The 24678-nt window shown below is 58.3% G+C and carries 15 protein-coding genes; 9 read left to right on the forward strand and 6 right to left on the reverse strand.

What is annotated here, in order from left to right; translation table 11 throughout:
• Positions 1-5: 5 nt before the first annotated feature.
• The 4 genes from E4O97_RS05630 to yaaA all read right to left on the reverse strand — a co-directional run bounded on the left by E4O97_RS05630 (position 6) and on the right by yaaA (position 5747).
• Positions 6-1172 (reverse strand): alginate biosynthesis protein Alg44, encoded by a 1167-nt coding sequence (locus E4O97_RS05630; RefSeq protein WP_005785015.1) that lies wholly within the window; start codon positions 1170-1172, stop codon positions 6-8.
• Between the two features lie 37 nt (positions 1173-1209).
• Positions 1210-2691, reverse strand: a complete 1482-nt coding sequence (alg8, locus tag E4O97_RS05635; protein WP_167346924.1) for a mannuronan synthase — start codon at positions 2689-2691, stop codon at positions 1210-1212.
• Between the two features lie 81 nt (positions 2692-2772).
• Positions 2773-4089 (reverse strand): nucleotide sugar dehydrogenase, encoded by a 1317-nt coding sequence (locus E4O97_RS05640; protein ID WP_248160938.1) that lies wholly within the window; start codon positions 4087-4089, stop codon positions 2773-2775.
• Between the two features lie 878 nt (positions 4090-4967).
• Positions 4968-5747, reverse strand: coding sequence for a peroxide stress protein YaaA (gene yaaA, locus E4O97_RS05645; RefSeq protein WP_005785021.1), 780 nt, complete (start codon positions 5745-5747; stop codon positions 4968-4970).
• Between the two features lie 120 nt (positions 5748-5867).
• On the opposite strand from yaaA, the gene E4O97_RS05650 reads away from it, so the two are divergent.
• The 8 genes from E4O97_RS05650 (at position 5868) to E4O97_RS05685 (ending at position 20974) form a co-directional block, all read left to right on the forward strand.
• Positions 5868-6992: a polysaccharide deacetylase family protein gene (locus E4O97_RS05650; protein WP_078820329.1), complete on the forward strand. Its 1125-nt coding sequence runs from the start codon at positions 5868-5870 to the stop codon at positions 6990-6992.
• 340 nt (positions 6993-7332) lie between these two features.
• Entirely contained in the window at positions 7333-8727 is a 1395-nt protein-coding gene (locus E4O97_RS05655) for a PhoH family protein (protein ID WP_032877681.1), read from the forward strand.
• 290 nt (positions 8728-9017) lie between these two features.
• Complete coding sequence (locus tag E4O97_RS05660) at positions 9018-12746, forward strand: autotransporter serine protease (RefSeq protein ID WP_248160939.1); 3729 nt, start codon at positions 9018-9020, stop codon at positions 12744-12746.
• Positions 12747-12870: 124 nt separating this feature from the next.
• On the forward strand, positions 12871-13344 hold the full coding sequence (gene moaC / locus E4O97_RS05665) for a cyclic pyranopterin monophosphate synthase MoaC (protein WP_248160941.1): 474 nt from the start codon (positions 12871-12873) through the stop codon (positions 13342-13344).
• The gene (gene moaD / locus E4O97_RS05670) at positions 13341-13583 is read left to right on the forward strand and encodes a molybdopterin converting factor subunit 1 (protein WP_248160942.1); all 243 of its coding nucleotides are present in this window, start codon (positions 13341-13343) and stop codon (positions 13581-13583) included. The genes moaC and moaD overlap by 4 nt, the downstream gene beginning before the upstream one ends.
• Before the next feature lie 2 nt (positions 13584-13585).
• On the forward strand, positions 13586-14038 hold the full coding sequence (moaE, locus tag E4O97_RS05675; protein ID WP_032877675.1) for a molybdopterin synthase catalytic subunit MoaE: 453 nt from the start codon (positions 13586-13588) through the stop codon (positions 14036-14038).
• 129 nt (positions 14039-14167) lie between these two features.
• Positions 14168-16183, forward strand: a complete 2016-nt coding sequence (locus tag E4O97_RS05680) for a hypothetical protein (protein WP_248160944.1) — start codon at positions 14168-14170, stop codon at positions 16181-16183.
• 60 nt (positions 16184-16243) lie between these two features.
• Complete coding sequence (locus E4O97_RS05685; protein WP_248160946.1) at positions 16244-20974, forward strand: RHS repeat-associated core domain-containing protein; 4731 nt, start codon at positions 16244-16246, stop codon at positions 20972-20974.
• A 65-nt stretch (positions 20975-21039) separates the two neighbouring features.
• On the opposite strand, the gene rhlB is transcribed toward E4O97_RS05685, so the two are convergent.
• Positions 21040-22506 carry an ATP-dependent RNA helicase RhlB gene (gene rhlB, locus E4O97_RS05690; protein WP_248160948.1) on the reverse strand — a complete coding sequence of 489 codons (1467 nt, stop codon included), beginning with the start codon at positions 22504-22506 and terminating at the stop codon, positions 21040-21042.
• Positions 22507-22601: 95 nt separating this feature from the next.
• Positions 22602-23258 (reverse strand): alpha/beta hydrolase, encoded by a 657-nt coding sequence (locus E4O97_RS05695; protein WP_078820336.1) that lies wholly within the window; start codon positions 23256-23258, stop codon positions 22602-22604.
• A gap of 346 nt (positions 23259-23604) precedes the next feature.
• Between E4O97_RS05695 and E4O97_RS05700 the strand changes: the two genes are divergently transcribed.
• Positions 23605-24636 (forward strand): amino acid ABC transporter substrate-binding protein, encoded by a 1032-nt coding sequence (locus tag E4O97_RS05700; protein ID WP_032877669.1) that lies wholly within the window; start codon positions 23605-23607, stop codon positions 24634-24636.
• Positions 24637-24678: the final 42 nt, after the last annotated feature.

A 24678-nucleotide genomic window follows, 5' to 3' on the forward strand; every position in this document is an offset into this window, starting at 1 on the left:
CTCGCTTACAGACCGTGAGCCATGGCTTTGTCGATCAGCCAGTTCAGCGATGGGCCACGGTCACTGGTGACTTCCACCGGGCGACCGGCATAGGTGCTGTCCAGCGGTGCGTCGGGCTTGATCTGCACACGGATGTCAGAGGACAGGTCGGCGCTGTTCAGGCTGGTGCTGCTGACGATGGTGCCGGTGCGAACCTGTTCTTCGTCGGCGACCTGGAAGCTCACCGGCGTACCTGGACGCACATCGCCAAACTGGCGGTAGGTGAAGCGGGCTTCGACGTTAGCCTGGCTGCCACGCGGCACCAGTTGGAAGATCACATCGCCCTTGCTGGCGTACTGGCCGTCGGCGACCAGTTGCTGGGCGACCACGCAATCGCATGGCGAGGTGAGGGTGCCGGTCATTTGCTTGCCGAACAGCTCTTCAACCTTGGCCGGTTGCAGTTGGTCTTCGTCCAGGTGGCCCTTGAGCACGTCGAGCATACTGGTGCTGAACGTCGCCAGTGGCGCGCCCTTGGCCGCTACCGAGTCACCTTTGAGCAGGCTCTGCACGGTGCCGTCACGCGGCATGGTCACGTTCATGCCCGGTACGCTCACAAGGCCGGCCTGGGCGTGGCTGACGAAGTACATGCCGTACAGCGATTTGAAGACAAAACCGAAGGCGGCCAGGCCAACCAGGAAAATCGCCAGGCTGAACGTCACCGCACGCAGGCGACCGAACGCGGTCATGCCACTGCCGCCGTCCTTGACCTTGCGCGCCTTGGTGAAGTTGTCGCGTTGCAGCGTCGCCAGCACGTCGCCCATGGTCACAATGTCGCCGGACAAGTGCGAGGTGATCAGGTGGCGCAGGGTGGAAATATCCTGGGCATCGAGGTTCTGGAACTGGCAGCCGGTGCGGCCGGTCTGGCGGTCGTAGGAGCGGATTTGCAGCTCCACGTCCATGGCCAGGCCGAGGTTGTCGATCACGAACTGCAGGCGGCCCTTGTGCACTTGGCCGACGGTGAGCGGCTGGGTGGCGGTAAAGGCCAGGCCACCGGCGGACAGGTCGATCACGCGTGCTTCAGTTGGCGTGCGGTCGCTGTTGAAGAAGCGCAGCTTGGCCGGGATTTTGACCCGGGCGTGCTGGCGCTGGGCTTCGGATTCGTGGACAACGTTGGCGTTTACTTGGCTGTTCATAGTATTCGATTTCCTAGTTAATTCAGGCTTGGCAGGGTCAGACCATCATCAGCAACACGGCAACGAAGATGCTGCCGGCGGAGAAGGTCATGGTCCGAGACGACCAGGTGTTGAACCAACGTTGAAAGCTGGCCAAATCGCGGGTCAGTTTGGTGTCCTGGCGGGTCCAGGACTGTTGATCAAGGCGGAAGAACACGTAGATCTTCACCAACGCGCCCATGATCTGGTTGTAATAGAGAATCAGCGGGTAGGCCGGGCCGATCTTGTGGCCCGAGCACGACAGCAACAGGGTCAGGATCAGGCGGGTGATACCGATCCACAGCAGGTACGCGAGGATGAACGCGCCGCCATACTTGAACGTGGCGATCATCGCCACGGTCAGGCCGAGCAGGGAGGTCCACATCGACACGCGCTGGTCGAACAGCACCACGCTGGTGAACAGGCCGAGGCGACGCACGCCCAGCCCGAGGGCACGGGAGTTCTGGCGCAGGTTGTTGCCGTACCAGCGGAACATCAGTTTGCGGCTGGCTTTGATAAAGCTCTTTTCCGGCGGGTGTTCCACGGTGTTGATGGCGGCGTCCGGTACGTAGAAGGTGTCGTAGCCCAGGCGCATCAGGCTGAACCAGCTGGACTTGTCATCGCCGGTGAGGAACTTGAAGCGCCCCAGGCGCCAGTGTTGCAGCGAGTCGCTTTCCACGTCGGCGATAAAGCCCGGGTCAGTCACTACGCTGGCGCGGAACACCGACATGCGCCCGGTCATGGTCAGCACGCGCTTGGACAGAGCCATGGAGCACATGTTGATGTGGCGCTGGGCGAAGCGCAGCTTGTGCCACTCGCTCATGATGTAGCCGCCGCGCACTTCGCAGAATTCGTTGGTGGTCAGGCCACCGACATTGCCGAACAGTTGGAACCAGGGGACGGTCTTGCGGACCACGCCTTCGGCGAGCACGGTGTCGCCATCGATTACGGCTACCACGGCGCGGTCATCCGGCAGGTGGCGCGAGATGGCGCGAAAACCGAAGGCCAAACCGTCACGCTTGCCGGTACCGGCGATGCGCACGAAGTCGAGCTTGACGTGAGCCGGTGGGTTGAGCTTTTCCCAGAGGCTCTTGACCAGCAGCTCATCGGACATTTCCACCAGCGAGCAGACCACGGTGGTCGGGAAGCCGCATTCGATGGCTTCGCGAATCACCGAGCTGTACACCTGGGCGGTGGTCAGCGCATCGATACGAAAACTGGTGACCATCAGGAACACGTGGGACGGGTCGGCGGCCTTGCCCAGCTTGCGCACTTTGCGGCGCAGGTGCGGGTACACCACGTAGAGAAACAGCATGCCGCGAAAGAAATGCGTCGCACCCATCGAGTAGCGCCAGATACCCACGGCGCCAATCAGGAAAATAAAATTCTTCGATTGCGAATCGAAGGTACTCGCCGGCAACAGCAGGGCGAGCCCCATCAACAGGCTGAGGAATAACAGCCAGCCGGCCGATTGCAGAAATACATGTTTTAACTTGGACATAAGCGTCATCCGGAAGGGGAGGAGGCTTCAGGCTGCAAGTGCTGGGGTAAGCCACTGGCAGCCTGAAACTTGCCGTTGCTGTTACCAGCAAATACCTTCAGTACGGCCACTCACGCTGGTGGCCTTGGACATGAAGCCCACCAGGTCGACCACTTGCTTGCCTTCCGGAGCGTTATGCGCCAGGGCACGGAACTTCTCGTCACGGTTACCGAGGATGATCACGTCGGAGTTGTTGATCACATCATCGAAATCCGAGTTGAGCAGGGACGATACGTGCGGGATCTTGCCTTCGATGTAGTCCTTGTTCGCGCCGTGCACACGGGCGTACTCGACGTTGCTGTCGTAGATGCTCAGGTCGTAGCCCTTGCCGATCAGCATTTCCGCCAGTTCTACCAATGGGCTTTCACGCAGGTCATCGGTACCGGCCTTGAAGCTCAGGCCCAGCAGGGCGACTTTGCGCTTGTCGTGGCTGGAAACGATGTCGAAGGCGTTCTGTACCTGGGACTCGTTGCTGCGCATCAGCGAGTTGAGCAGTGGTGCTTCCACGTCCAGGGAACCGGCGCGGTAGGTCAGGGCACGCACGTCTTTTGGCAGGCACGAACCGCCGAAAGCGAAGCCTGGGCGCATATAGTACTGGGACAGGTTGAGGGTCTTGTCCTGGCAGACCACTTCCATCACTTCACGACCATCGACGCCGACGGCCTTGGCGATGTTGCCGATCTCGTTGGCGAAGGTGACCTTGGTGGCGTGCCACACGTTGCAGGTGTACTTGATCATTTCGGCGACGGCGATGTCCTTGCGGATGATCGGCGCGTCGAGTTCTTCGTACAGCGATTGCAGGACATCGCCGGAAGCTTTATCGAACTCGCCGATGACGGTCATCGGTGGCAGGTCGTAGTCGGCAATGGCGGTGGACTCACGCAGGAATTCCGGGTTGACCGCAACGCCGAAGTCGACGCCGGCTTTCTTGCCGGAGCAGTCTTCGAGGATTGGAATCACTACGTTGGCGACAGTGCCCGGGAGGACGGTGCTGCGCACCACGATGGTGTGGCGGGTGGTCTTGTCACGCAGGACAAAACCGATCTCGCGGCATACCGACTCGATGTAGTTCAGTTCCAGGTCGCCGTTCTTCTTGCTGGGCGTGCCGACGCAAATCATCGACAGGTCGGTATCGCGAATCGCCTCGGCGAAGTTGGTAGTGCCACGCAGTCGGCCGGTCTGGATACCCTGGCTCAACAGCTCGCCCAGACCCGGCTCAACAATCGGCGAATTACCCGCATTGATCAGGTCGATCTTTTCCTTGGAGATGTCTACGCCGACCACTTCGTGGCCACGGGCAGACAGGCAACCGGCACACACGGCGCCAACGTAACCCAAACCAAATATGCTGATGCGCATCGCAATTACCTCTTTGTTTAATTCATGCCATTAAATGGCCGGAGTTCATGTTTGCAAGCGTCACTGATGCCGCGAAAGTTAGGCGAATAGACGCCGACTTACCGCGTGCAGGCATGTTGAATAACGAGTGACTAACTATTGCACTCAAGTTGTGCGCAACGAGGCCTTATTATTGGGGCTTGCCCTGAAATGCAGCCGTGCTTCCTTGGAGGAAGGCTCCGGCGCCGGTGCGGCAAGGTTTTGATGAAGGCAAAATGCCTTTTTTATCAATGCCTTGTGTGTGTGCACGGGCTCATTTAGGTCAGCGCTGCCTTGGCCTGCGGGGGATAGCAATGCGTACTTATCGCCACCCTTAACTCGATCAGTTGATGTTATGACCATAGAACCAAAGTGTTTTATGACAACTTGGCTACTTCCGTTGGTCGTTATGTAAGTCATCTCTTACGTAAGCAGAGAATTTCGTTACCGGTGGTATGAGCGGTGCATCAGGACGAAGTTCCTGGCCGCTCATCCTGTTTCCGGAAATTTCTTGAAATATTAGAAAAGATGGCACTGGCACTATAGTGATAGCACTTGCTATTTAGGCCAGTAGTTATGGGGAGTTGGTACGCGTAGATAGTTTTGTGCCACTACTGATTAAAAAAAGTGGTGCCACTACGAAAAAAACCGACGAGTGTCGAGTGAATAAATCGTTAGGGTTATGTCTGGATGTTTTTATGGCGCCAAATAAATGACGATTATTGAGGTGAAATGCAGGCAAAAAATGTGGGAGCTGGCTTGCCTGCGATAGCTGTCTATCAGAAACATATGAGCCGGCTGACCCTACGCTATCGCAGGCAAGCCAGCTCCCACATTTGATTTTGGTGGCTGTACAGGCCTTACTCCGGTGCGTGATCGCGCAAAAACACCAGGTTATCCGGCTTGGACTGCTCCGCATTGAAGCGATAGCCCTGCACATCGAACTGCTTGAGCTTGGCCGGATCGTTGATGCGTTCTTCAATCACAAAGCGGCTCATCATGCCCCGGGCCTTTTTCGCGTAGAAGCTGATGATCTTGTACTGGCCGTTCTTCAGGTCCTTGAACTCGGTGTTGATGATCCGCGCGTTCAGGGCCGTGCGCTTGACCGCCGAGAAGTACTCATTGGACGCCAGGTTGAGCAGCACATCGTCGCCTTGTGCGGCCAGGGCCTCATTCAACCATTCGCTGATGCGGGTGCCCCAGAACGCGTAAAGGTCCTTGCCCCGGGCGTTGGCCAGCTTGGTGCCCATCTCCAGGCGATACGGCATCATCAGGTCCAGCGGGCGCAGCAGGCCGTACAGGCCTGAGAGCATACGCAGGTGGTCCTGGGCATAGCTGAAATCGGCATCGCTGAAGGTCTCTGCGTTGAGACCGGTGTACACATCGCCCTTGAAAGCCAGCAGCGCCTGCTTGGCATTGGCCGGGGTGAAGGCGGGCGTCCAACTGCCGAAGCGGGCGGCGTTGAGGCCACCGATCTTGTCGGAGACGTGCATCAACTCGCTGATTTGCGCCGGACTCAGTTCGCGCAGCTGTTCTATAAGCTCTTGGGAATGGTCCAGGTATTGCGGTTGGGTAAAGCGCGCAGTGACCGGCTTGGACTCGAAATCGAGGGTTTTGGCGGGGGAAATCACCATCAGCATGAAGTTGGCTCCTGGAATCGTGGGCGAGATTCTAGGGGTTGGGGCGTTTGGACTCCACCTATGATGGCGATAGATGCGATCCGCTATGATGGGCGGTAACTCTGGAAAGGAAGACCCCGTGTGCGATTAGCGCTTTTATTGTCGGCTTGCCTGCTGTGCGTCACCGCCCAAGCGGCGCCGGTGGATGTCGCCAGCCTAGACCGTAGCACCTGGCCGGAAAAACTCAGCAGCCCGGCGCTGTTCGATGTGGCTTCGCGGGCAGAAATCCTGATGTTTGCCCACGGCCTGCTTGCCAGCGAAGCCTTGGACGAAAGCGCGCTCAAGCAACGCCTGGGGCTGAAGATCATCAACCTGGCGGCCATCGACGACCTGCGCCGCCAGCTCTGGCAACGGCTGTTGGAGAACTACAGCTTCGCCCAGCAAAGCTGCGAGGAAGATGCTTCGTTCTGCTACCTGGTGGAAAACATGGACGACCTGCGCGAGCAGGCCGGCAAGTTCGAGGTCAGTGACAACTCGTTCTATATAGGCTGGGCCGCACCCAGCCGGCACTTTCATGAGCGCTATCTGGATGAGCTGCTGCGCAAGGCTGCGCTGTTCCCGCAGATCAGCAGCGAAGTGGCGCGTTTCGGCGACCATGAGCGCAATGGCGACGAGCTCAACGATCGCATGTTCCTGCTGACCTTCGACGGCGGCCCGGCGTTGGTGGGCGGTAATACCGACTGGCTCACCGACTACCTGCGCAAGCAGAAGATGAACGCCACGTTCTTCGCCCTCGGCAGCAGTTTGCAAAGCCGTGTGGAGCGCAGTTCTGTCGCGGATGTGCAGGCGCTGTACCAAGGGCAGTGCGTAGGTATCCAGGGTTGGCAATACCGTTCCCATAGCCATTGGGTCGACTGGCAAAGCTCCATCACCCGCAGTGCCGCGCTGGTACAGAACCTGATGCCGGAAAACTATGTGCCGCTGTTCCGACCGCCTTATGGGCAGCGTCGTGCGGACAGCCAGGGGTTCTTCCAGCAGCAGGGTTTGCAGGTGGCGTTGTGGGACATCGATTCCCAGGACGATCCGGGCAAACTCAAGGCCGAGGAATCGGCGCAGCGGGTGCTGACGCTGATGCTGCTGTGGCGCAAAGGCGTAATTGCGTTTCACGACACCCAGGACAAGGCGCGGGTGGCAATACCGATAGTGTTGCAGGCAACGGCGCAGAGTGGTTTGGGTTGGCAGGAGTGTCGCGAGGCATTTCGCTGAAAATCCCCGGCCCCGTTGGGGATGAGGCATTTCTGGGGTGATTTGCTGCGACATTTCGATGCAGGCGGACTTCCGACTTTAACGGGGTGGCTGGCACTCGGCTAGTGCTATTCGTCATCCTGAAAAATAAACTTCAAAAAAGCGTCAAAGTGCTTTTTCCTGTCATGGGTTTTGCGGTATTACGAAGTCAGACCGCCGAACCCTGCAACACAGGTGGCGTCTTCCAAGACTCCTCATGTGGGCACTGCACTTGACGTCACTCAGGTGTGGTCGGTGGTCGAATCGAGGCGCAGCACCGCCCAGGTATTGCGTCGACTGGCTCCCACAAAGGTGACCGAGTATGGATGATCATGGACGTACCCCTTCTTCCGACCAGCCAATCCTTTACGTGCTTGATACCAACGTATTGATCCACGATCCAAACGCACTGCTTAACTTCGAAGAACACCACGTCGCCATCCCGATGATCGTGCTTGAGGAGCTCGACAAACTCAAAAGCGGCCACCACAGCGTCGCCGCCGAATGCCGCCAGGCCATCCGTCTGATCGACAAGACCCTGGGCGAAGCCTCGCCCGAGGACGTTGAGGTCGGTGTGCCGATCCAGCGTGGCAAAAGCGGGCCCAAGGGCTTGCTGTCGATCCTGATGAGCAAGCGCAGCGAGCCCAACAGCCTGCTGCCGGAAAACCTGAACGACAACAAAATCATCAACCAATTGATCGACCTGCACGCTCGCGACAAGGACCTGCGCGTAGTGCTGGTGACCAAAGACATCAATATGCGCCTCAAGGCACGAGCGTGTGGGATCGCTGCCGAGGACTACAGCACCGACCAGCTAGTCGACGACGTGTCGATGCTGTCGCGGGGTTATCACATGATGACCGGTTCGTTCTGGGACCGTGTCAGCAAGGTCGAGACCCGTCAGGACCATGGCCGCACCTGGCACCAGGTACAGCTGATCGACAACCTGCCGGCCGTGCATATCAATGAATTCATCGTCGACGAACAGGGCTTCGTGGGCTGGATCAAAGAGATCCAGGTCGACAAGCTGCTGATTCTCGACCTGCATCAGGAACCCCTGTTGCACCAGGAAGCCTGGGGCCTGAAACCGCGTGATATCTACCAGAGCCTGGCGCTGTACGCGCTGCTCGACCCGGACATCCACCTGGTCAACCTGACCGGCGCCGCAGGCTCGGGCAAAACCATCCTCGCCCTGGCCGCTGCCATCGAACAGACCATGGTGACCAAGCGCTACCGCCGCATCATCGCCACGCGCAGCGTGCAGGGCCTGGATCAGGAAATCGGTTTCCTGCCCGGTACCGAGGCGGAAAAAATGGAGCCGTGGCTGGGGGCGATTACCGACAACCTCGAAGCCTTGCACATGGATGACGAAAACACCCATGGCAGCGTCGACTACATCCTCAGCAAAGTGCCGTTGCAGTTCAAATCCCTCAACTACATCCGAGGTCGCAGCTTCCAGCAAAGCCTGATTCTGATTGATGAATGCCAGAACCTTACGCCGCACCAGATGAAAACCATCATCACCCGTGCCGGCGCCGGTTCCAAAGTGGTGTGCCTGGGTAACCTGGCACAGATCGATACCCCTTACCTGTCCGCGACCAGCTCCGGGCTGACCTACCTGACGGAACGCTTCAAGGACTTCCCGAACGGCGTGCATATTGCGCTGCAAGGGGTGCCTCGTTCGATCCTGGCTGAATACGCCGAGTCCCACCTGTAACCACCCAAATGCCACAAACCACCCCGGATTTTTCACGAAATCCGGGGTTTTTGTTGTGTGCGACATTTGCCTGCGATAAAGCGCCCGGGGGGCTTGTGGTTTTTGTTGTTATATTGTTACATTTTTTACGTGGTAAAAAATAAGAAAGCTGCGTGACCCGTCGGAATACGACCTCCTTGATTCGACGAATGTTTAGAAGACCTGCCTTAGGGTTTTCACCGTGACCCTGCCTATTACAAAAGCCCGAGACATCGCTCATTGATGACGCACACATACAAAGAGAATGGAAAATGGACGTAGCAGGTAATGGCTTCACTTTGTCGCAACGCAAACACGCCACTCGTTTCAAGCCGATACCCCTGACACCCATCGCACTCGGCCTGGCCCTTTGGCTGGGCCAGGGTTCCATGGCCTGGGCCGACGACAATCCTTACACGCCTCAGGTACTGGAGTCGGCGTTCCGCAAAGCGGTTGCGTCATTCGGCCCCGACAGCAGCGTGTACAAGAACCTGTTGTTTCGCTACGCGGATATCGTCGACCTGGCGGCCAAGGATTTCGCTGCTCAGTCCGGCAAGTTCGATTCGGCCCTCAAGCAAAACTACGAACTGCAACCCGAAAACCTCACTATCGGCGCCATGCTCGGCGATACCCGGCGGCCGCTGGACTACGCCTCGCTCCTGGATCACTACCGCCTTCGACTGTTCAGCAACGACAGCCGTTTCACCACCAATATTCTGGATTTCTCCAAGGCGATCATCGCCAACCTGCCGGCCGCCAAGCCCTATACCTACGTAGAGCCGGGCGTGAGCAGCAACCTCAACACGCAACTGAACGCCGGGCAATCCTGGGCCGGCGCAACCCGTGACTGGAGCGCCAACGCGCAGACCTGGAAAACCCCGGAAGCCCAGGTCAACTCTGGCCTGGACCGCACCAACGCGTACTACGCCTATGCCCTGGGCATCACCGGCAAGGGTGTGAATGTCGGCGTGCTCGACTCGGGCATCCTTACCAGGCACTTCGAATTCCAGGGCAAGAATGCCCTGGGCCAGGACCGGGTACAGGCGGTGACATCCACTGGCGAGTACTACGCCACCCATCCGCGTTACCGTCTTGAAGTGCCCAGCGGCGAGTTCAAGCAGGGTGAACATTTCAGTATTTCCGGGGAATACGACCCGGCGTTCAACGATGGCCACGGTACGGAAATGTCCGGTGTGCTCGGCGCCAATCGCAACGGCACCGGCATGCACGGCATCGCCTTCGATGCGAATATCTTTGTCGCCAACACCGGCGGCAGCGACAACGACCGCTACCAAGGCTCCAACGACCTCGACTACAACGCGTTCATGGCCAGCTACAACGCCCTGGCGGCGAAGAACGTGTCGATCGTCAACCAGAGCTGGGGGCAAAGCTCGCGCGATGACGTGGAGAACCACTTTGGCAATGTCGGTGACAGCGCCGCGCAAAACCTGCGTGACATGACTGCCGCCTATCGCCCGTTCTGGGACAAGGCCCACGCCGGGCACAAAACCTGGATGGACGCCATGGCCGACGCGGCCCGCCAGAACACCTTTATCCAGATCATCTCGGCGGGCAACGACAGCCACGGTGCCAACCCGGACACCAACGCGAACCTGCCGTTTTTCAAACCGGATATCGAAGCTAAGTTCCTCTCCATCACTGGCTACGACGAGACCAGCGCCCAGGTCTACAACCGTTGCGGTACCTCCAAGTGGTGGTGTGTGATGGGCGTGTCGGGCATCCCGTCTGCCGGGCCTGAGGGCGAAATCATCCCGAATGCCAATGGTACCTCCGCGGCGGCGCCGAGCGTTTCCGGAGCCTTGGCCTTGGTGATCCAGCGCTTTCCCTACATGACCGCCAGCCAGGCGCGGGACGTGTTGCTCACCACCTCCAGCCTGCAAGCGCCGGATGGCCCGGGCACACCCGTCGGCGAGCTGAGGGGGGGCCGCACCTACGACATCCTGCAGCCGGTGCATGATGCCGCGCCGGGCACGCTGCAAGTGCCGGGTGTGGTCAGCGGTTGGGGTTTGCCCAATCTGCAAAAAGCCATGCAAGGGCCGGGGCAGTTCCTCGGTGCGGTGGCAGTGGCTTTGCCCAGCGGTACCCGCGATATCTGGGCCAACCCGATTTCCGATGAAGCCATTCGCGCCCGCCGCGTAGAGGATACAGCCGAGCAGGCCACCTGGGCGGCTACCAAGCAGCAAAAAGGCTGGCTCAATGGCCTGCCCGCCAATGCCTCCGCCGATGATCAGTTCGAATACGAGATAGGTCATGCACGGGAGCAGGCGACGCTCACCCGTGGCCAGGACCTGCTCACCGGCACCACTTACGTCGGTAGCTTGGTCAAGTCCGGTGACGGCGAGTTGGTGTTGGAAGGCCAGAACACCTATTTAGGTAGCACCTGGGTTCGCGGTGGCAAATTGTCGGTGGACGGTGCGTTGACCTCTGCCGTGACGGTGGATGGTAGTGCCGTGGGCACGCGTAATGCGGACAATGGCGTAATGACCACAGTGGGCGGCACCCTGGCCGGCACCGGCACGGTGGGCGCCTTAACCGTCAACAATGGCGGGCGCGTGGCACCAGGGCATTCGATTGGCACACTGCGTACTGGCGACGTGGCCTTCAATCCTGGCTCGGTGTATGCCGTCGAAGTCGGTACCAGTGGCCGCAGCGACCAAATCCAGAGCAGCGGTGTTGCAACCCTCAATGGCGGTGTGGTGACCGTGTCTTTAGAGAACAGCCCAAACCTGCTGTCCGCCACTGAGGCGCGTAGCTTGTTGGGCCAGCAGTTCAACATCCTCAGCGCCAGCCAGGGTATCAATGGCCAGTTTGCGGCGTTCGCGCCCAACTACCTGTTCATCGGCACGCAACTCGCTTACCAACCGAACCAACTGAGCCTTGCGATAGCGCGCAACCAGACCACCTTCGCCAGCGTCGCGCAAACCCGCAACGAACGGGCTGTGGCGACGGCGGCCGAGAAGCTGGGCGCCGGCAGTTCGGTTTACGAAAGCCTGTTGGCTTCCGATTCCGCTGCCCAGGCTCGGGATGCATTCAAGCGATTGTCGGGGCAGCTGCATTCTGATGTTGCAGCGGCGCAAATGGCCGACAGTCGATACCTTCGAGAAGCGGTCAATGCTCGTTTGCAACAGGCCCAGGCACTGGATTCCAGCGCGCAGATCGATAGCCGTGACAACGGCGGCTGGGTGCAGCTGCTCGGTGGGCGCAATAACGTCAGCGGTGACAACAACGCCAGTGGCTATTCCTCGTCCACCAGTGGGGTGTTGCTGGGGCTGGATACCGAGGTCAGCGACGGCTGGCGCGTGGGGGCGGCGACCGGTTATACCCAGAGCCACCTGAATGGCCAGTCGGCTTCGGCGGACAGCGACAACTATCACCTGTCGGTGTATGGCGGTAAGCGCTTCGAGGCGATTGCCTTACGCCTGGGCGGCGCTACCACCTGGCACCGTCTGGATACTTCGCGGCGGGTTGCTTACGCCAACCAGTCGGACTATGCCAAGGCCGATTACAATGCGCGCACCGACCAAGTGTTTGCCGAGATCGGCTACACCCAATGGAACCAATTCGAACCCTTCGCCAACCTCACGTACCTGAACTACCAGAGCGACTCGTTCAAGGAAAAAGGCGGCGCCGCTGCTTTGCACGCCAGCAAGCAAAGCCAGGACGCGACGCTATCTACGGTGGGCCTGCGTGCGCATACGCAGTTGCCGCTCAGCTCCACCTCGGCAGTGACGTTGCGCGGTGAGCTGGGTTGGGAGCATCAGTTCGGTGATACCGATCGCGAAGCCTCGCTGAAGTTTGCCGGCAGCGACACTGCTTTTGCCGTTAATAGCGTACCCGTCGCCCGGGACGGCGCGGTGATCAAGGCCAGTGCGGAAATGGCCTTGACCAAAGACACCCTGGTGTCGCTGAACTACAGCGGCTTGCTGTCCAACCGCGGTAACAACAACGGGATCAACGCCGGGTTTACCTTCCGTTTCTAACCCGGCAGCGGTGTCCTGTGGCGAGGGAGCTTGCTCCCGCGCCACAGTCATCTATGAAATAAACAGCCCTGCGCAAATTTGACCCACAGGTTTACAATCGCTGCTCCTGATCAGGAGTATTGCTGTGCTGACTCATCTCGATTCCCAAGGTCGTGCCCATATGGTCGACGTCACCGACAAAGCCGTGACGTTCCGTGAGGCCGTGGCCGAAGCGCGGGTGCGCATGTTGCCCGAAACCCTGACAATGATTGTCGACGGCGCCCACCCCAAGGGCGACGTATTTGCCGTGGCCCGCATTGCCGGGATCCAGGCGGCGAAAAAAACCAGTGACTTGATCCCCCTGTGCCACCCGCTGATGCTCACCGGGGTCAAGGTAGAACTGCGCGCCGATGGCGTGGATGCCGTGCATATCCTGGCGCGCTGCAAACTCTCAGGCCAGACCGGCGTGGAGATGGAGGCATTGACTGCCGCCAGCGTCGCGGCACTGACGATCTACGACATGTGCAAGGCCGTGGACCGTGGCATGACCATCGAAAGCATTCGCCTGCTGGAAAAGCTTGGCGGTAAAAGCGGGCATTTCAAGGCGAACCCGGTATGAACATCAACGTATTGTTTTTTGCCCGTTACGCCGAAGCGGTAGGCTTTGACTCTCTGGAGATGGAGGGCGATTTCGCCACCGTCGATGCTGTGCGCCTGGCGCTGGCCGCTGACCCGGAGTTTGCAGTGCTCAACGAGAGCAGCCTGATGTGCGCACGCAATGAAGAACTGTGCGGCCCTGATGAGCCGGTGCAAGCGGGTGACGAAGTCGCGTTTTTCCCACCCGTAACCGGAGGCTGAGCATGACCATTCGTGTGCAGGTCGAAGCCTTTGATCCGGGCGCCGAAGTCAACGCCATGCACGCGGCCAATGTGGGCGTAGGCGCGGTCGTGAGTTTTGTCGGTTATGTGCGTGACTTCAATGACGGTCGCGAGGTGTCGGGGATGTTTCTTGAACACTACCCCGGCATGACCGAAAAAGCCCTGACCAAGATCGTCTTGGAAGCCGAGCAGCGTTGGCCGTTGCTCAAGTTGGAGGTGCTGCATCGCATCGGCACGCTGGAGCCGGGAGAGCCGATTGTGTTTGTCGCTGCGGCCAGTGCGCATCGGCAGGCGGCCTTTGATGCGTGTGCGTTTGTGATGGATTACCTGAAGACGCGGGCGCCGTTTTGGAAGAAGGAAAATACCCCGGACGGCCCGCGTTGGGTGGAAGGGCGGCACAGTGATCATGCGGCGGCGGATCGCTGGAAGCCATAGCTTATACAGGGCTGCTAACCGATAGCGATATTAAAAATGGATCTATCGAACTGTCAGATCTGACAGTTGTTTCGCCCCCCCTCTGCAGGTTCTGATGGTATCAGGGCTAACTTAATGAAGGGGTGGGACATGGTCGCGCAACCAAGCAAGTGCCGTTTGTCGAGGTTCAGCATCAGTCGTCCTGCCAATACGGAGGCGGCGAATGGGCTCTATGCCAACGGACGCCATCAGTGTGAAGTCCTCATTGACGTTATTAAAGAAGTCAGTGGCGCTGGCGACGAGTGGGTCCGTGTGCGCTTAACTGATGAGGAGCGCGCCAGTGTCACCCTTGTTGAATGGTCAGAACATGGCAATCAAACGCTCGCTCCCGGGTGGAGCTGCGATGTAGAAAAAAATCAATTCACTCTTGGACTTTGGCGGGACAAATCACAGCAGCAGGAACCGATCAACGACTTGGTAGAGTGTGTTGAGCGTTCCTCAGAAGCTCCTATCAAGCGCTACTTGCGTTGCGACCCGGGCGCACCCATCGGGCCAGCAGTATTTATGGCGTGTGTGACGATTGAAAGTTGTATTTACACAACTTACAGCTTCAGAGATGAAGCTGCTCTTGAGTCTTTTGTCACCCTTAGCCCGGTCCGTCCCATGAGCTGGGATGCAGACGATATGGATCTCTATGTAGATTATCTTGCCTACGCCAGTGCACCGCCTTATCGCACGTCGGTGGATGTTTACTACTGGACACCTCCAGGCGGCTTGTGGGTGGTAAAAAACATGGGCTTTGATAGTCCGCTGAGTTTGCCTGGGGAGGGTAAGGATTTTCAGAGCGTTTTATCGTGGCATTCACCTCTTGATAACACTTCTTCGAGTAGGGTGGGAACATTTATAAATAAGGACGAGTTGGACTCGACACTTCATCTGCATGAGATTGATGCAGGGCTTCCTGCGCCATCGCCCAACCCCTTGATACCGTTTAACAAAAGACCGACTGTGCTGCGTGCGATCAGGTTGAAGTCTGCGCTGGTGCCTGCGAGTCGCGACACCAAGAGTTTTTGGCGGGTATTGGATAACTATGGCAATGAGCAAAAGTTTTTAGTGAAACAGATAGATTCAATGAACCTGCCTGGCGTTCCATTTTTTAAATTGACCGGTGAGATCGTTCGGACGCTGAGGGTCACTCATTTTAAAATCATGTTGCCCGGTGGCGGGACTTTTACCGATGAGCTGTATGCCAATAGTCGTCATCAATGCAAGGTGGTTGTTGAGGTTGCTATTGAACAGCGACAAACCGATGGGTATTGGCTGCCTGTCAGGCTTTCGGAAGCGGAGCGTAATGGCTTGACCGTTACGCTCTACTCGCCGAATGTCAATGAGCCGCTTCCAGAAGGTTGGAGCTGTGATAAGGAGAAAAACATTTACGATTCGGGTCTCTGGCGTACACGTATCGATGAGGTAAGGCCGGATCAAAAACCAGAGGCCGTGGCCGGGCACGCTCAGCGACAAGTCGAGATCGTAGATCGCTATTTACGTGTGGATCCGAGTGTGCCCATCGACGAGCGCAGATTCATGGCGTCTATCGAGATAAGTGGTGTGACTTACACGACTAACTACAGTGATGGTGATGTTGCATTTGACTCGTATGTAACGATTCGCGCAACACTACCCTATGCGTTGTCAACGAGCCAGCTTGTCGAGTATGTCGATAATGATGCTTATAGTGATAATCTGTGTGATGTCGATGTTTATTATTGGACACCCCCGGCGGGTTTGCGATTTCTTGTAAATAGAGGTCTTGACTCCCCTGCGTCAATTCCTGCTGAAGGATGGAATTTTCGCACCTCCTATTTTACAAGAAACAAGCAAAGTTCATTTACAAAGGGCGGAGTGGTGATTAATAAAGATACTGTTAATGCTTCAGTTTTGATAGGGGATGTTTTTAGCGGACATCCCAATCCATCCGGCGGCTCTGTCAGGTTCAATCGGCGATCGACAATAATGCGAGCTGTTCGTTTTTGTGGGGAATATAATATAACCGGTAGCAGAGATAATAATAGTGTTTGGCGCTTGTGGGATAATTACGGATGCGAACATGTTTTTAGAATTGAGCAATTATATGACGGATATAAGCTTGGTTTGACGGATGTTTAGAGTGTTGTGGGTTTTTGGTTTCTCTCATTCTGGATTCTACGTTAAGTATCGGAGTCAGATATGGATGTTTACTCTCAAGCCTTTAATTTCCGCTCTTACTTCGGAGGCGGAGTAGACCCACGCACCGGCCAATACGGTTGTCGAATTCAGTTGGCCACCTTATACCCGCAAGGCCCGCTGGAGGTCAGTAGAACGATCGCGCTGTCATTCTCCATGATGAACATCGAGTCGGGTGTTTATGGGACTGGCTGGCGGATCAGCAATACCGAGTTTGATAGCGCTCGTTCTATGCTCACGCTGCTTACCGGCGAGCGATTCAAAACCCAGAGCCTGCCCTCTGCGGGCGGAACACTGGTGATCAAGGATCGCAAGCTTGCCGACCTGGTGGTCCAGCGGCCCGATGCCACGACGCTTCATGTGATTTACAAGGACGGTACCGTCGAGATTTTGAAGCGTACGGGCAGCACCACGTCCTATCGTATTGATGCTATCCAGTTTGAAAACGGTGAGCGTCTGAAATGGGAGTACGCGCCGGGTGGTTCTCTTGAACGTATTCTGGATCATGATCAGCAAGTGCTGCTGTTGTTGACCTATTCCAACGGGCGCTTGGTACGTAGTGATACGCGAGTCGACGGAGGACGTTATGCGCGTATCACCTTCACCCAATCGAACGCTCGGGTGACCGGTTTCACCGCTCCTTATGACAGTCGCGAGTCTCCTCCCGGCGCAGGCTATGTATTGGAGTACGGACAAGCCTTTCGCAACGGCATGATTGCTATCCGTCGGGTGCGCTCACCGATGGGTGGTGACGAGTTGATCAACTACGCCGAAAACGGCCATCAGTATGCCAATGGTCAATACATCCCTCGCGTCACCAGTTGGGTCCATACACCCGCTGCCGGCCAGCCCGGCATGTCACGTACCTATAGTTACAGCCCAAGCAGGAATTTCACTGGCTATCCCTTTTCAGGCGGTTTTCGTGAGGGCGAAGACAACCTGTACCTGATAGGCAGTAAGTATGACTATTGGACGGAAGAGACCCGCATCGATAACACAACCCATGAGGCACCGCTGAGCGTTACGCGTACCACCTACAACAAATTCCACCTGCTGGCCGAGGAACAGGTCCTGCGCGAAGGCACCCTGACTACCAGGACCATTGAATATAACGTGAGCCCAGGGCTCTTCCCGGACCAGCCTCCCAACCTCCAGCTGCCAAAAATTCTCACCACGTGTTACGCGTTGGTGGCGGGTGGTGCGGAACGGGTGGTCAAGCTCGAGAGTGAGACTGACGACTACGGTAACGAGCTAAGCCGTACTGAGGCCTCCGGGGTTCGCATTGAATACAGCTATTACCCGATCAAAGGCGAGGCGGGTAAATGCCCGGCCGACCCTCATGATTTGTTTCAGCGTTACGTCAAGCAAGAGCGCCTTATCCCCGCGGAAGGCACGCCTGCCGCCCGACTCACCGAGTACACCCATACCCGTGTGCCACATATGGGTAGCAGCTACTTTGTCGTGCAGGAGTCGGTCACTCAGGCTGGTGTATTCAGCACACAGCAAACCTACTACGACACGCCAGCCGAGCTGGTTGGCCGGTTGAAAAGCACCACGTCTACCATTGATGGCCTGCAATTAGTCAGCAATTACGATTACACCGTCACCGGCGACACGCTGAGCGAAACTCGCCGGCTATTGGGGCGTGAGGGCCACTGGCTGGAGTCAGTGCGCACGCACTCTCTGGTCGACAGGCGCTTACTGTTGATGAGCCGGGACGGAGGGGCAACGCTGGTCACCGCGTACGATGTCGCAGGACGATTGACGGCGCAGACAGCCTCGCCAGGTGAGCCGCAGGAGGCCAGCCGTTGTTTTGTTTATCACTATGCAGCGTCAGGGAAACGCGCTCATTTGGTGATGACTGATGCGCAAGGCCGCAGTACCGTCACTTACTTCGACGGGGCAGGACGGCCAGTTGCCGAGGCATTGTTACTGGAGAATGGCGCAAAGGAGCAGCCCCTCGGGACCTGGCGCTACGATGCCCTTGGGCAAACGGTGGAACGGACTCATATTGATTATCTGCCGGATGGCGAGCGTGTATTGACCACCGGCTACGCTTATAACGCGTGGGGCAACGCCTGCCGTGTAAGCCGCGCCGATGGCAGCGTGGCGATCGATGAATATGACCCAAGACTGCACCTGCGTGTAACGGGGGTCGAGGGCGGCGAGCTCCTGGAAGCCTATCTGAATGCTCACCATCAGCCGTTCCTGGTAAACCGGGTGGACGCCCTGGGGCAGGTCACTGAAGTGGAGTCATGCCTCTATGACGGCCTGGGGCGCTGCCTGTCACGGGTGGACGTGGACAAGCATCTCACCGTTTACACCTATGACCTGTTCGACCGCGTGTTGACCACCCTCCACACGCCCTCGGATGGCAGCCCTGCACGGCTGCGCACGGTGGCCTATGCGCATGGAACCAGCGAGTCGCTGCCCAGTTCAATCAGTATCGATGGCAAGCAGGTGGGATCGCGCACCTACGACAGCCTGGGGCGTTTGACTGCTCAGTCCAGGGGCACGGCACCCGCCACCACTTGGCACTATGAGACAAACTGGACCGAACCTGTCGCCGTGGTCTCGGGCAGTGGGCACCGTCAGCAATGGACCTACGACAAGCAGTTGAGCACACCAGGCACGGTCAAAATGGCGGGGCACACGGATAGGCAGTACCGGCATGATCCGGTCAGTGGTCAGCCGACCTATTCAGAAAGCGGCGCGCTCAAACATGAGTTATTCCATGATGTGAACGGCTACCCGGAAAAAGAGATACAGACGGTCCTCGGTAGGCCGCAGACCACGCAGTATGGTTATTCAATCGGCGGGCGTATGTTGCAACACACCACGGATGATGGGCAGCGTAGCGACTTTGAATATGACTCCCTGGGCAGGGTTTGCACGATGACTGCTGGGACGGTAGTCATTGAACAGCGCTATGACATGTTTGCGCGACCAGATGTACTGACCACTCGCTACGCCGATACTGAGGTGGTCACACAGGTGAGTTACGACACCTTGGGGCGGGAGGCGCAGCGGCGCTTTTTGCACAATGGCGTGCTGCTACACGTCATGAGCAGCACTTATCATCCCAACAGCCTGCTGGCCAGTCGCATTGTGCGTGACGCAGCCTCTGAATTGGTGATGGGGGAGACCTTTACCTATGACGCCTTCCTGCGGCTCAAGGATTATGGCTGCGAGGGGCGTGAACATCCCCGGGATTGGCTGGGGCGCGACATCGTTGGGCAGCAATTCAGCTTCGACAGCCTGGATAACATTACAGGCGTCGTGACGACTTTCGCTGACGGCACGCAGGACATCAGCGAGCGGTTTTTCACCGACGCAGACCCCACGCGCCTGACCCGTGTGACCCACTCCAACCCTTTGCAGGATGATGCCCTGACCTATGATGCGGCGGGTAACTTGACCGGGGGGCCAGCAGGGCGAACGTACACCTATAACGGCTATGACCAGTTGACCTGCGTGCAGGAAGGTTCCCAGCAGTGCAGCTACGAGTACGATGCCGAGTCTCGACAAGTCGTGGCGACACGTGACAATGAATCACCGGTGGCCATGGTCTATGCGGCGGATCATCTGGATAGGTTGGTGCAGGGCAGTAGAAAACTGCGTTACTTCAATGCCGGGGGCCAAGTGCAGGCGCGTACCGGTGGCGTCGAGGGGCCGCAGCTGCATCTGAATGACGGTGCCGGTACCGTGCGCGGCGTGGTGGCGCCTGGGCAAGCGCCTGTACAGCGTCATTACGCTCCGTATGGCGAGGGCCAGGTTGTGCCGCAGGACGGCAATGTGCGATCGATGGCGGATCTGCAACTGCCGGCGTTTAACGGCGAGCGTCTGGATGCGGCGGTCGGCCTTTACCATTTGGGCGCGCGTGCCTATGACCCGCGCTTGATGGTATTTCTTTCGGCTGATCCATTGGCGCCTTTTGATGAGGGTGGGATTAACAGCTACGCCTACTGCGCTGGTAACCCGATCAACCTCATCGACCCGAGTGGGCTTTTTCCAAAGTGGCTGGCTTGGGTGCTGACCGGGGTTGCGCTGGCCTTATCGGTGGTGGCGTTCAAGGTTGCAGTGGTCGGGATGGCGGCGGCGCTCGCTAAAGGGGGGGTAAAGGCGGCAAATATTCTGGGCGTCATCGCTACGGGCTCTAGCTCGGTAGGCGGCACGCTGGGGATTACAGGGCTGAGTATCGAGGCCGTCGACAAGCAAATGGGGTGGGATCGTTCGCAGCACATCAAGAACCTTGGATGGGCGTCTTTCGGGTTCTCCAGTGTTGGCGTTGTTGCCAGTGTCGGCCTTTCTGTCACATTGGGGGCTAAAGCTTTTGCAGCCGCAGCGGGCAGGTCATCTGAAAAGACCATTGGATTCTTCTCCAGCCCCCTCGGCAGCGGGCTCGTTGCGGCAGGCAAAAACGCGACGGGGTTGTCTTACTCGCTCGCTGTCCCCGCCAAGATAACCACTGCCAGTCAACTTTTCGGCGGTGCCCGCTCGGTACTCAGATGGACTAACTTCGGTCGTGGCTTGGATGCGCGAATCAAGAGCCTGCAAGCTCAGCCATCGGCCGACGACGAGCAGTCACAGCGCCAGCAGCAGCCACAGCCGCGCCCCATAAGCCTGGGGCTGGCAGACATGCCGGGGAGCAGTTTTCAGTTCTATGGGGAATTTCGAAAAGAGACTATGCGTATTCGTCAGCCTGTCTGGAGTGACCTGGGCGATAGTGACTGATCAGGACAAGACAGTGGGCGCATAAAAAATGCCAGTCAGGCTCGATGACTGGCATTGGTTCAACCTTACGGCCGTTTGCGTTCTACAGCTCGCAGCAAGTGCGTCGGCGGTGTCTCACAGCTGATCTTGCGCCCCAGCAGCGTCTCGATTGACGGCAACTGATACGAGTCATCCTCCCCGGCAAAGCTGATCGACACACCCGCCGCGCCTGCGCGACCGGTACGCCCGATGCGGTGCACATAGTCGTCCGGCACTTCCGGCAAGGTGAAGTTGATCACGTGGCTGATGCCGTCGATATGAATACCGCGACCAGCTACATCGGTAGCCACCAACACTCGGATCTTGCCTTCGCGGAAGCCTTCCAGGGTCTTGATGCGCTTGTGCTGCGGCACGTCGCCCGACAGTTGCGCAGCATTGACGCCGTCGCGCACAAGGCGTTCTTCGATGCGGCGCACTTCGTCCTTGCGGTTGGCAAAGACCATCACGCGTTCCCAGCCATTGTCGTTGACCAGGTTGTAGAGCAGCTTGTACTTGTCGGCACCGGCCACGGCGTAGATGTGTTGCTCGACGTTTTCGCTGGCGACGTTCAGCGCCTCGATCTCGACGATGGACGGGTCGGTGGTCCACTGCTTGGCGAGGTTCATCACGTCTTCGGTGAAGGTTGCGGAGAACAGCAGGGTCTGGCGCTCGGTTTTCGGCGGGGTCTGGCGAATGATCTGGCGTACTTGCGGGATAAAGCCCATGTCGAGCATCCGGTCGGCTTCGTCCAGCACCATCACTTCGACCATATCCAGATGCACGTCGCCGCGCTGGTTGAAGTCCAGCAGGCGGCCTGGAGTGGCGACCAGGATGTCGCAGTGACGGGCTTCGAGGTGCTTGAGTTGCTTGTCGAAGTCCATGCCGCCGACAAAGGTCATCACGTTGAGACCGGTGTACTTGGTCAGGTCGGCGGCGTCCTTGGCGATCTGCACCACCAGCTCGCGGGTCGGGGCGATGATCAGGGCGCGCGGTTCACCCATGTAGCGTTCCTTGGGCGGCGGCGTCTGCAGCAGCTGGGTGATGATCGAGATCAGGAATGCGGCGGTCTTGCCGGTGCCGGTCTGGGCACGGCCGATGGCGTCTTTGCCCGCCAGGGTGAAGCCCAGCACCTGCGCCTGGATCGGCGTGCAGTACGGGAAGCCCAGGTCCTGGATGGCGTGCATCAGTTCCGGGGCCAGCTTGAAGTCGTGGAAGCGGGTTTTGCCTTCCTGGGGCTCGACGACGAAGTCTTCGAGTTTCCACGGGGTCACCGGCGGCTTGGGCGCGCGTTCGCGACGAGGTTTAGCCGCAGGTGCTGGGGCGGCCTCGGCAGGCGTTACCTGTTCAGGCGGCGTCACCGTGGGTTTTTTCGGTGAGGCGGCAGGCGTAGTCCGGCCAGGCTGTGGACCGTCATTGCGGTTGCCGGGCTTGGGGGCAGGAGCACTGGGAACAGGCGCGAGCGGCTCAGCCTCGCTTTTGCCGAACATCTTCTTGAGTGCTTTGAGCACGGTCATCTCATTAATTGGTTAAGGAATGTACGCCGGCCAGTGTAATGCAAGAATCGGGCGCGGCGTAGTGCGTCTGTCATACGGCTACATAAACGCGGGTTTCAGCGCAGGCGTTCAGCCAGCCAGGTGCCGATATCGCGTATCTCTTCGGGTAACACTTCGTGGCCCATTGGGTATTCCTGCCATGTCACGGTGACACCACGGCTCTTTAAATGCTCGTAGGCGCTACGACCCATGGCGTTCTGGACGACGTCGTCGTACTGGCCATGCAGGCAGAGGGCGGGAATGCGTTGCTGGCTGGCGGACAACTCCAGCTCATCGTCAAAGGTCGGTGCATACGTGGAGAGGGCAATTACGCCACCCAATGGACCTTCCCAGTGTTTGAACGCCGTGTGGAAAACCACTGCGCCACCCTGGGAGAAACCCGCGAGAAAAATTCGCGAAGCGTCTATTCCGGTTCTCTTTTGTGCCTCGATCAAATCCGTGACCATGTTGGCCGAGGTTTCCAGTTCTTCCAGGCTGATCGAACGTGCCGGGCTCATGGCCTTGATGTCGTACCAGCTCGGCATCTCATAACCGCCGTTGATGGTCACCGGGCGCATCGGCGCCTGGGGCAAAACGAAGCGGGTGGTCAGCAAGCTTTCCTGCAGCGCCTCGGCCACCGGCAGGAAGTCGTAGCGATCGGCACCCAGGCCATGCAACCAGATAACGCAGGCGTCTGCGGGCTTGGCGGGCTGAAGAATCAAGGGGTCGGTCATGTCTGCTCCATATATGTGCGCACGCTTGGATTGGGGGCGTCGGGACGGTGCGCGACAGGTTGATCTGTTAAGAGAATGTCGCAAGGTTGAATCTTTTACCACTGAACAGGACGGGCAACGACTCGGCCAGCACTCTGGTACGCGCCTTGCTATGTGTAGGTGGATGTCAGAACTCTCCTAGGGCGGTAACACTATCAGTGACTGCCGCCGGTGGGAAAGCAACTGGAATTACCGCAAAAACCTCATGCTGCTTGACCCCAAAAAAAGCCAACACGGGTCGATATCGCCTCATAAGGGTGCGCTGAGGTTGGAGCTTGGACACAACAAGAGCAACTGGAGGTATGTAATGAAGGTATTGAAGTCCACCCTGGCCATCGTCACAGCGGCGGCTGTACTGGGTGTCAGTGGTTTAGCCCAGGCGGGTGCCACCCTGGATGCCGTGCAGAAAAAAGGCTTTGTGCAATGCGGCGTAAGTGACGGCTTGCCGGGTTTCTCGGTGCCGGATGCCAGCGGCAAGATCCTCGGGATTGACGCTGACTACTGCCGCGCCGTGGCCGCTGCGGTTTTTGGTGACGCCACCAAGGTCAAGTTCAGCCAGTTGAACGCCAAGGAGCGTTTCACCGCGCTGCAATCGGGCGAAGTCGACATCCTGTCGCGCAACACCACCATGACCAGTTCCCGCGATGCGGGCATGGGCCTGAAATTCCCGGGCTTCATCACCTACTACGACGGCATCGGCTTTCTGGTCAACAACAAGCTCGGCGTGAAAAGTGCCAAGGAACTGGACGGTGCAACCATCTGCATCCAGGCGGGTACTACCACTGAGCTGAACGTTTCCGACTACTTCCGCGCCAACAACCTCAAGTACACCCCGATCACCTTCGACACGTCTGATGAAAGCGCCAAGTCGCTGGAATCCGGGCGTTGCGACGTGCTGACTTCCGACAAGTCGCAACTGTTCGCCCAGCGCAGCAAGCTGGCTGCGCCGAAAGACTATGTGGTGCTGCCGGAAACCATTTCCAAGGAGCCACTGGGTCCGGTGGTGCGTAACGGTGACGACGAGTGGCTGGCCATCGTGCGCTGGGTGGGCTACGCCATGCTCAACGCCGAAGAGGCCGGTGTGACGTCGAAGAACGTTGAAGCTGAGGCCAAGTCCACCAAGAACCCCGACGTTGCGCGTCTGCTCGGTGCCGACGGCGAATACGGCAAAGACCTGAAAGTGAAGAAGGATTGGGTCGTACAGATCGTCAAGCAAGTGGGTAACTACGGCGAAATGTTCGAGCGCAACCTGGGCAAGAGCACCCCGCTGGAAATCGACCGTGGCCTGAACGCGCTGTGGAACAACGGCGGTATCCAGTACGCACCTCCTGTGCGCTGATCGCTGATGGTTCTATCACCCGGTGGGCCAACCGCCGGGTGA

The sequence above is a fragment of the Pseudomonas sp. W15Feb34 genome, assembly GCF_023127765.1.
Taxonomy (GTDB): domain Bacteria; phylum Pseudomonadota; class Gammaproteobacteria; order Pseudomonadales; family Pseudomonadaceae; genus Aquipseudomonas; species Aquipseudomonas synxantha_A.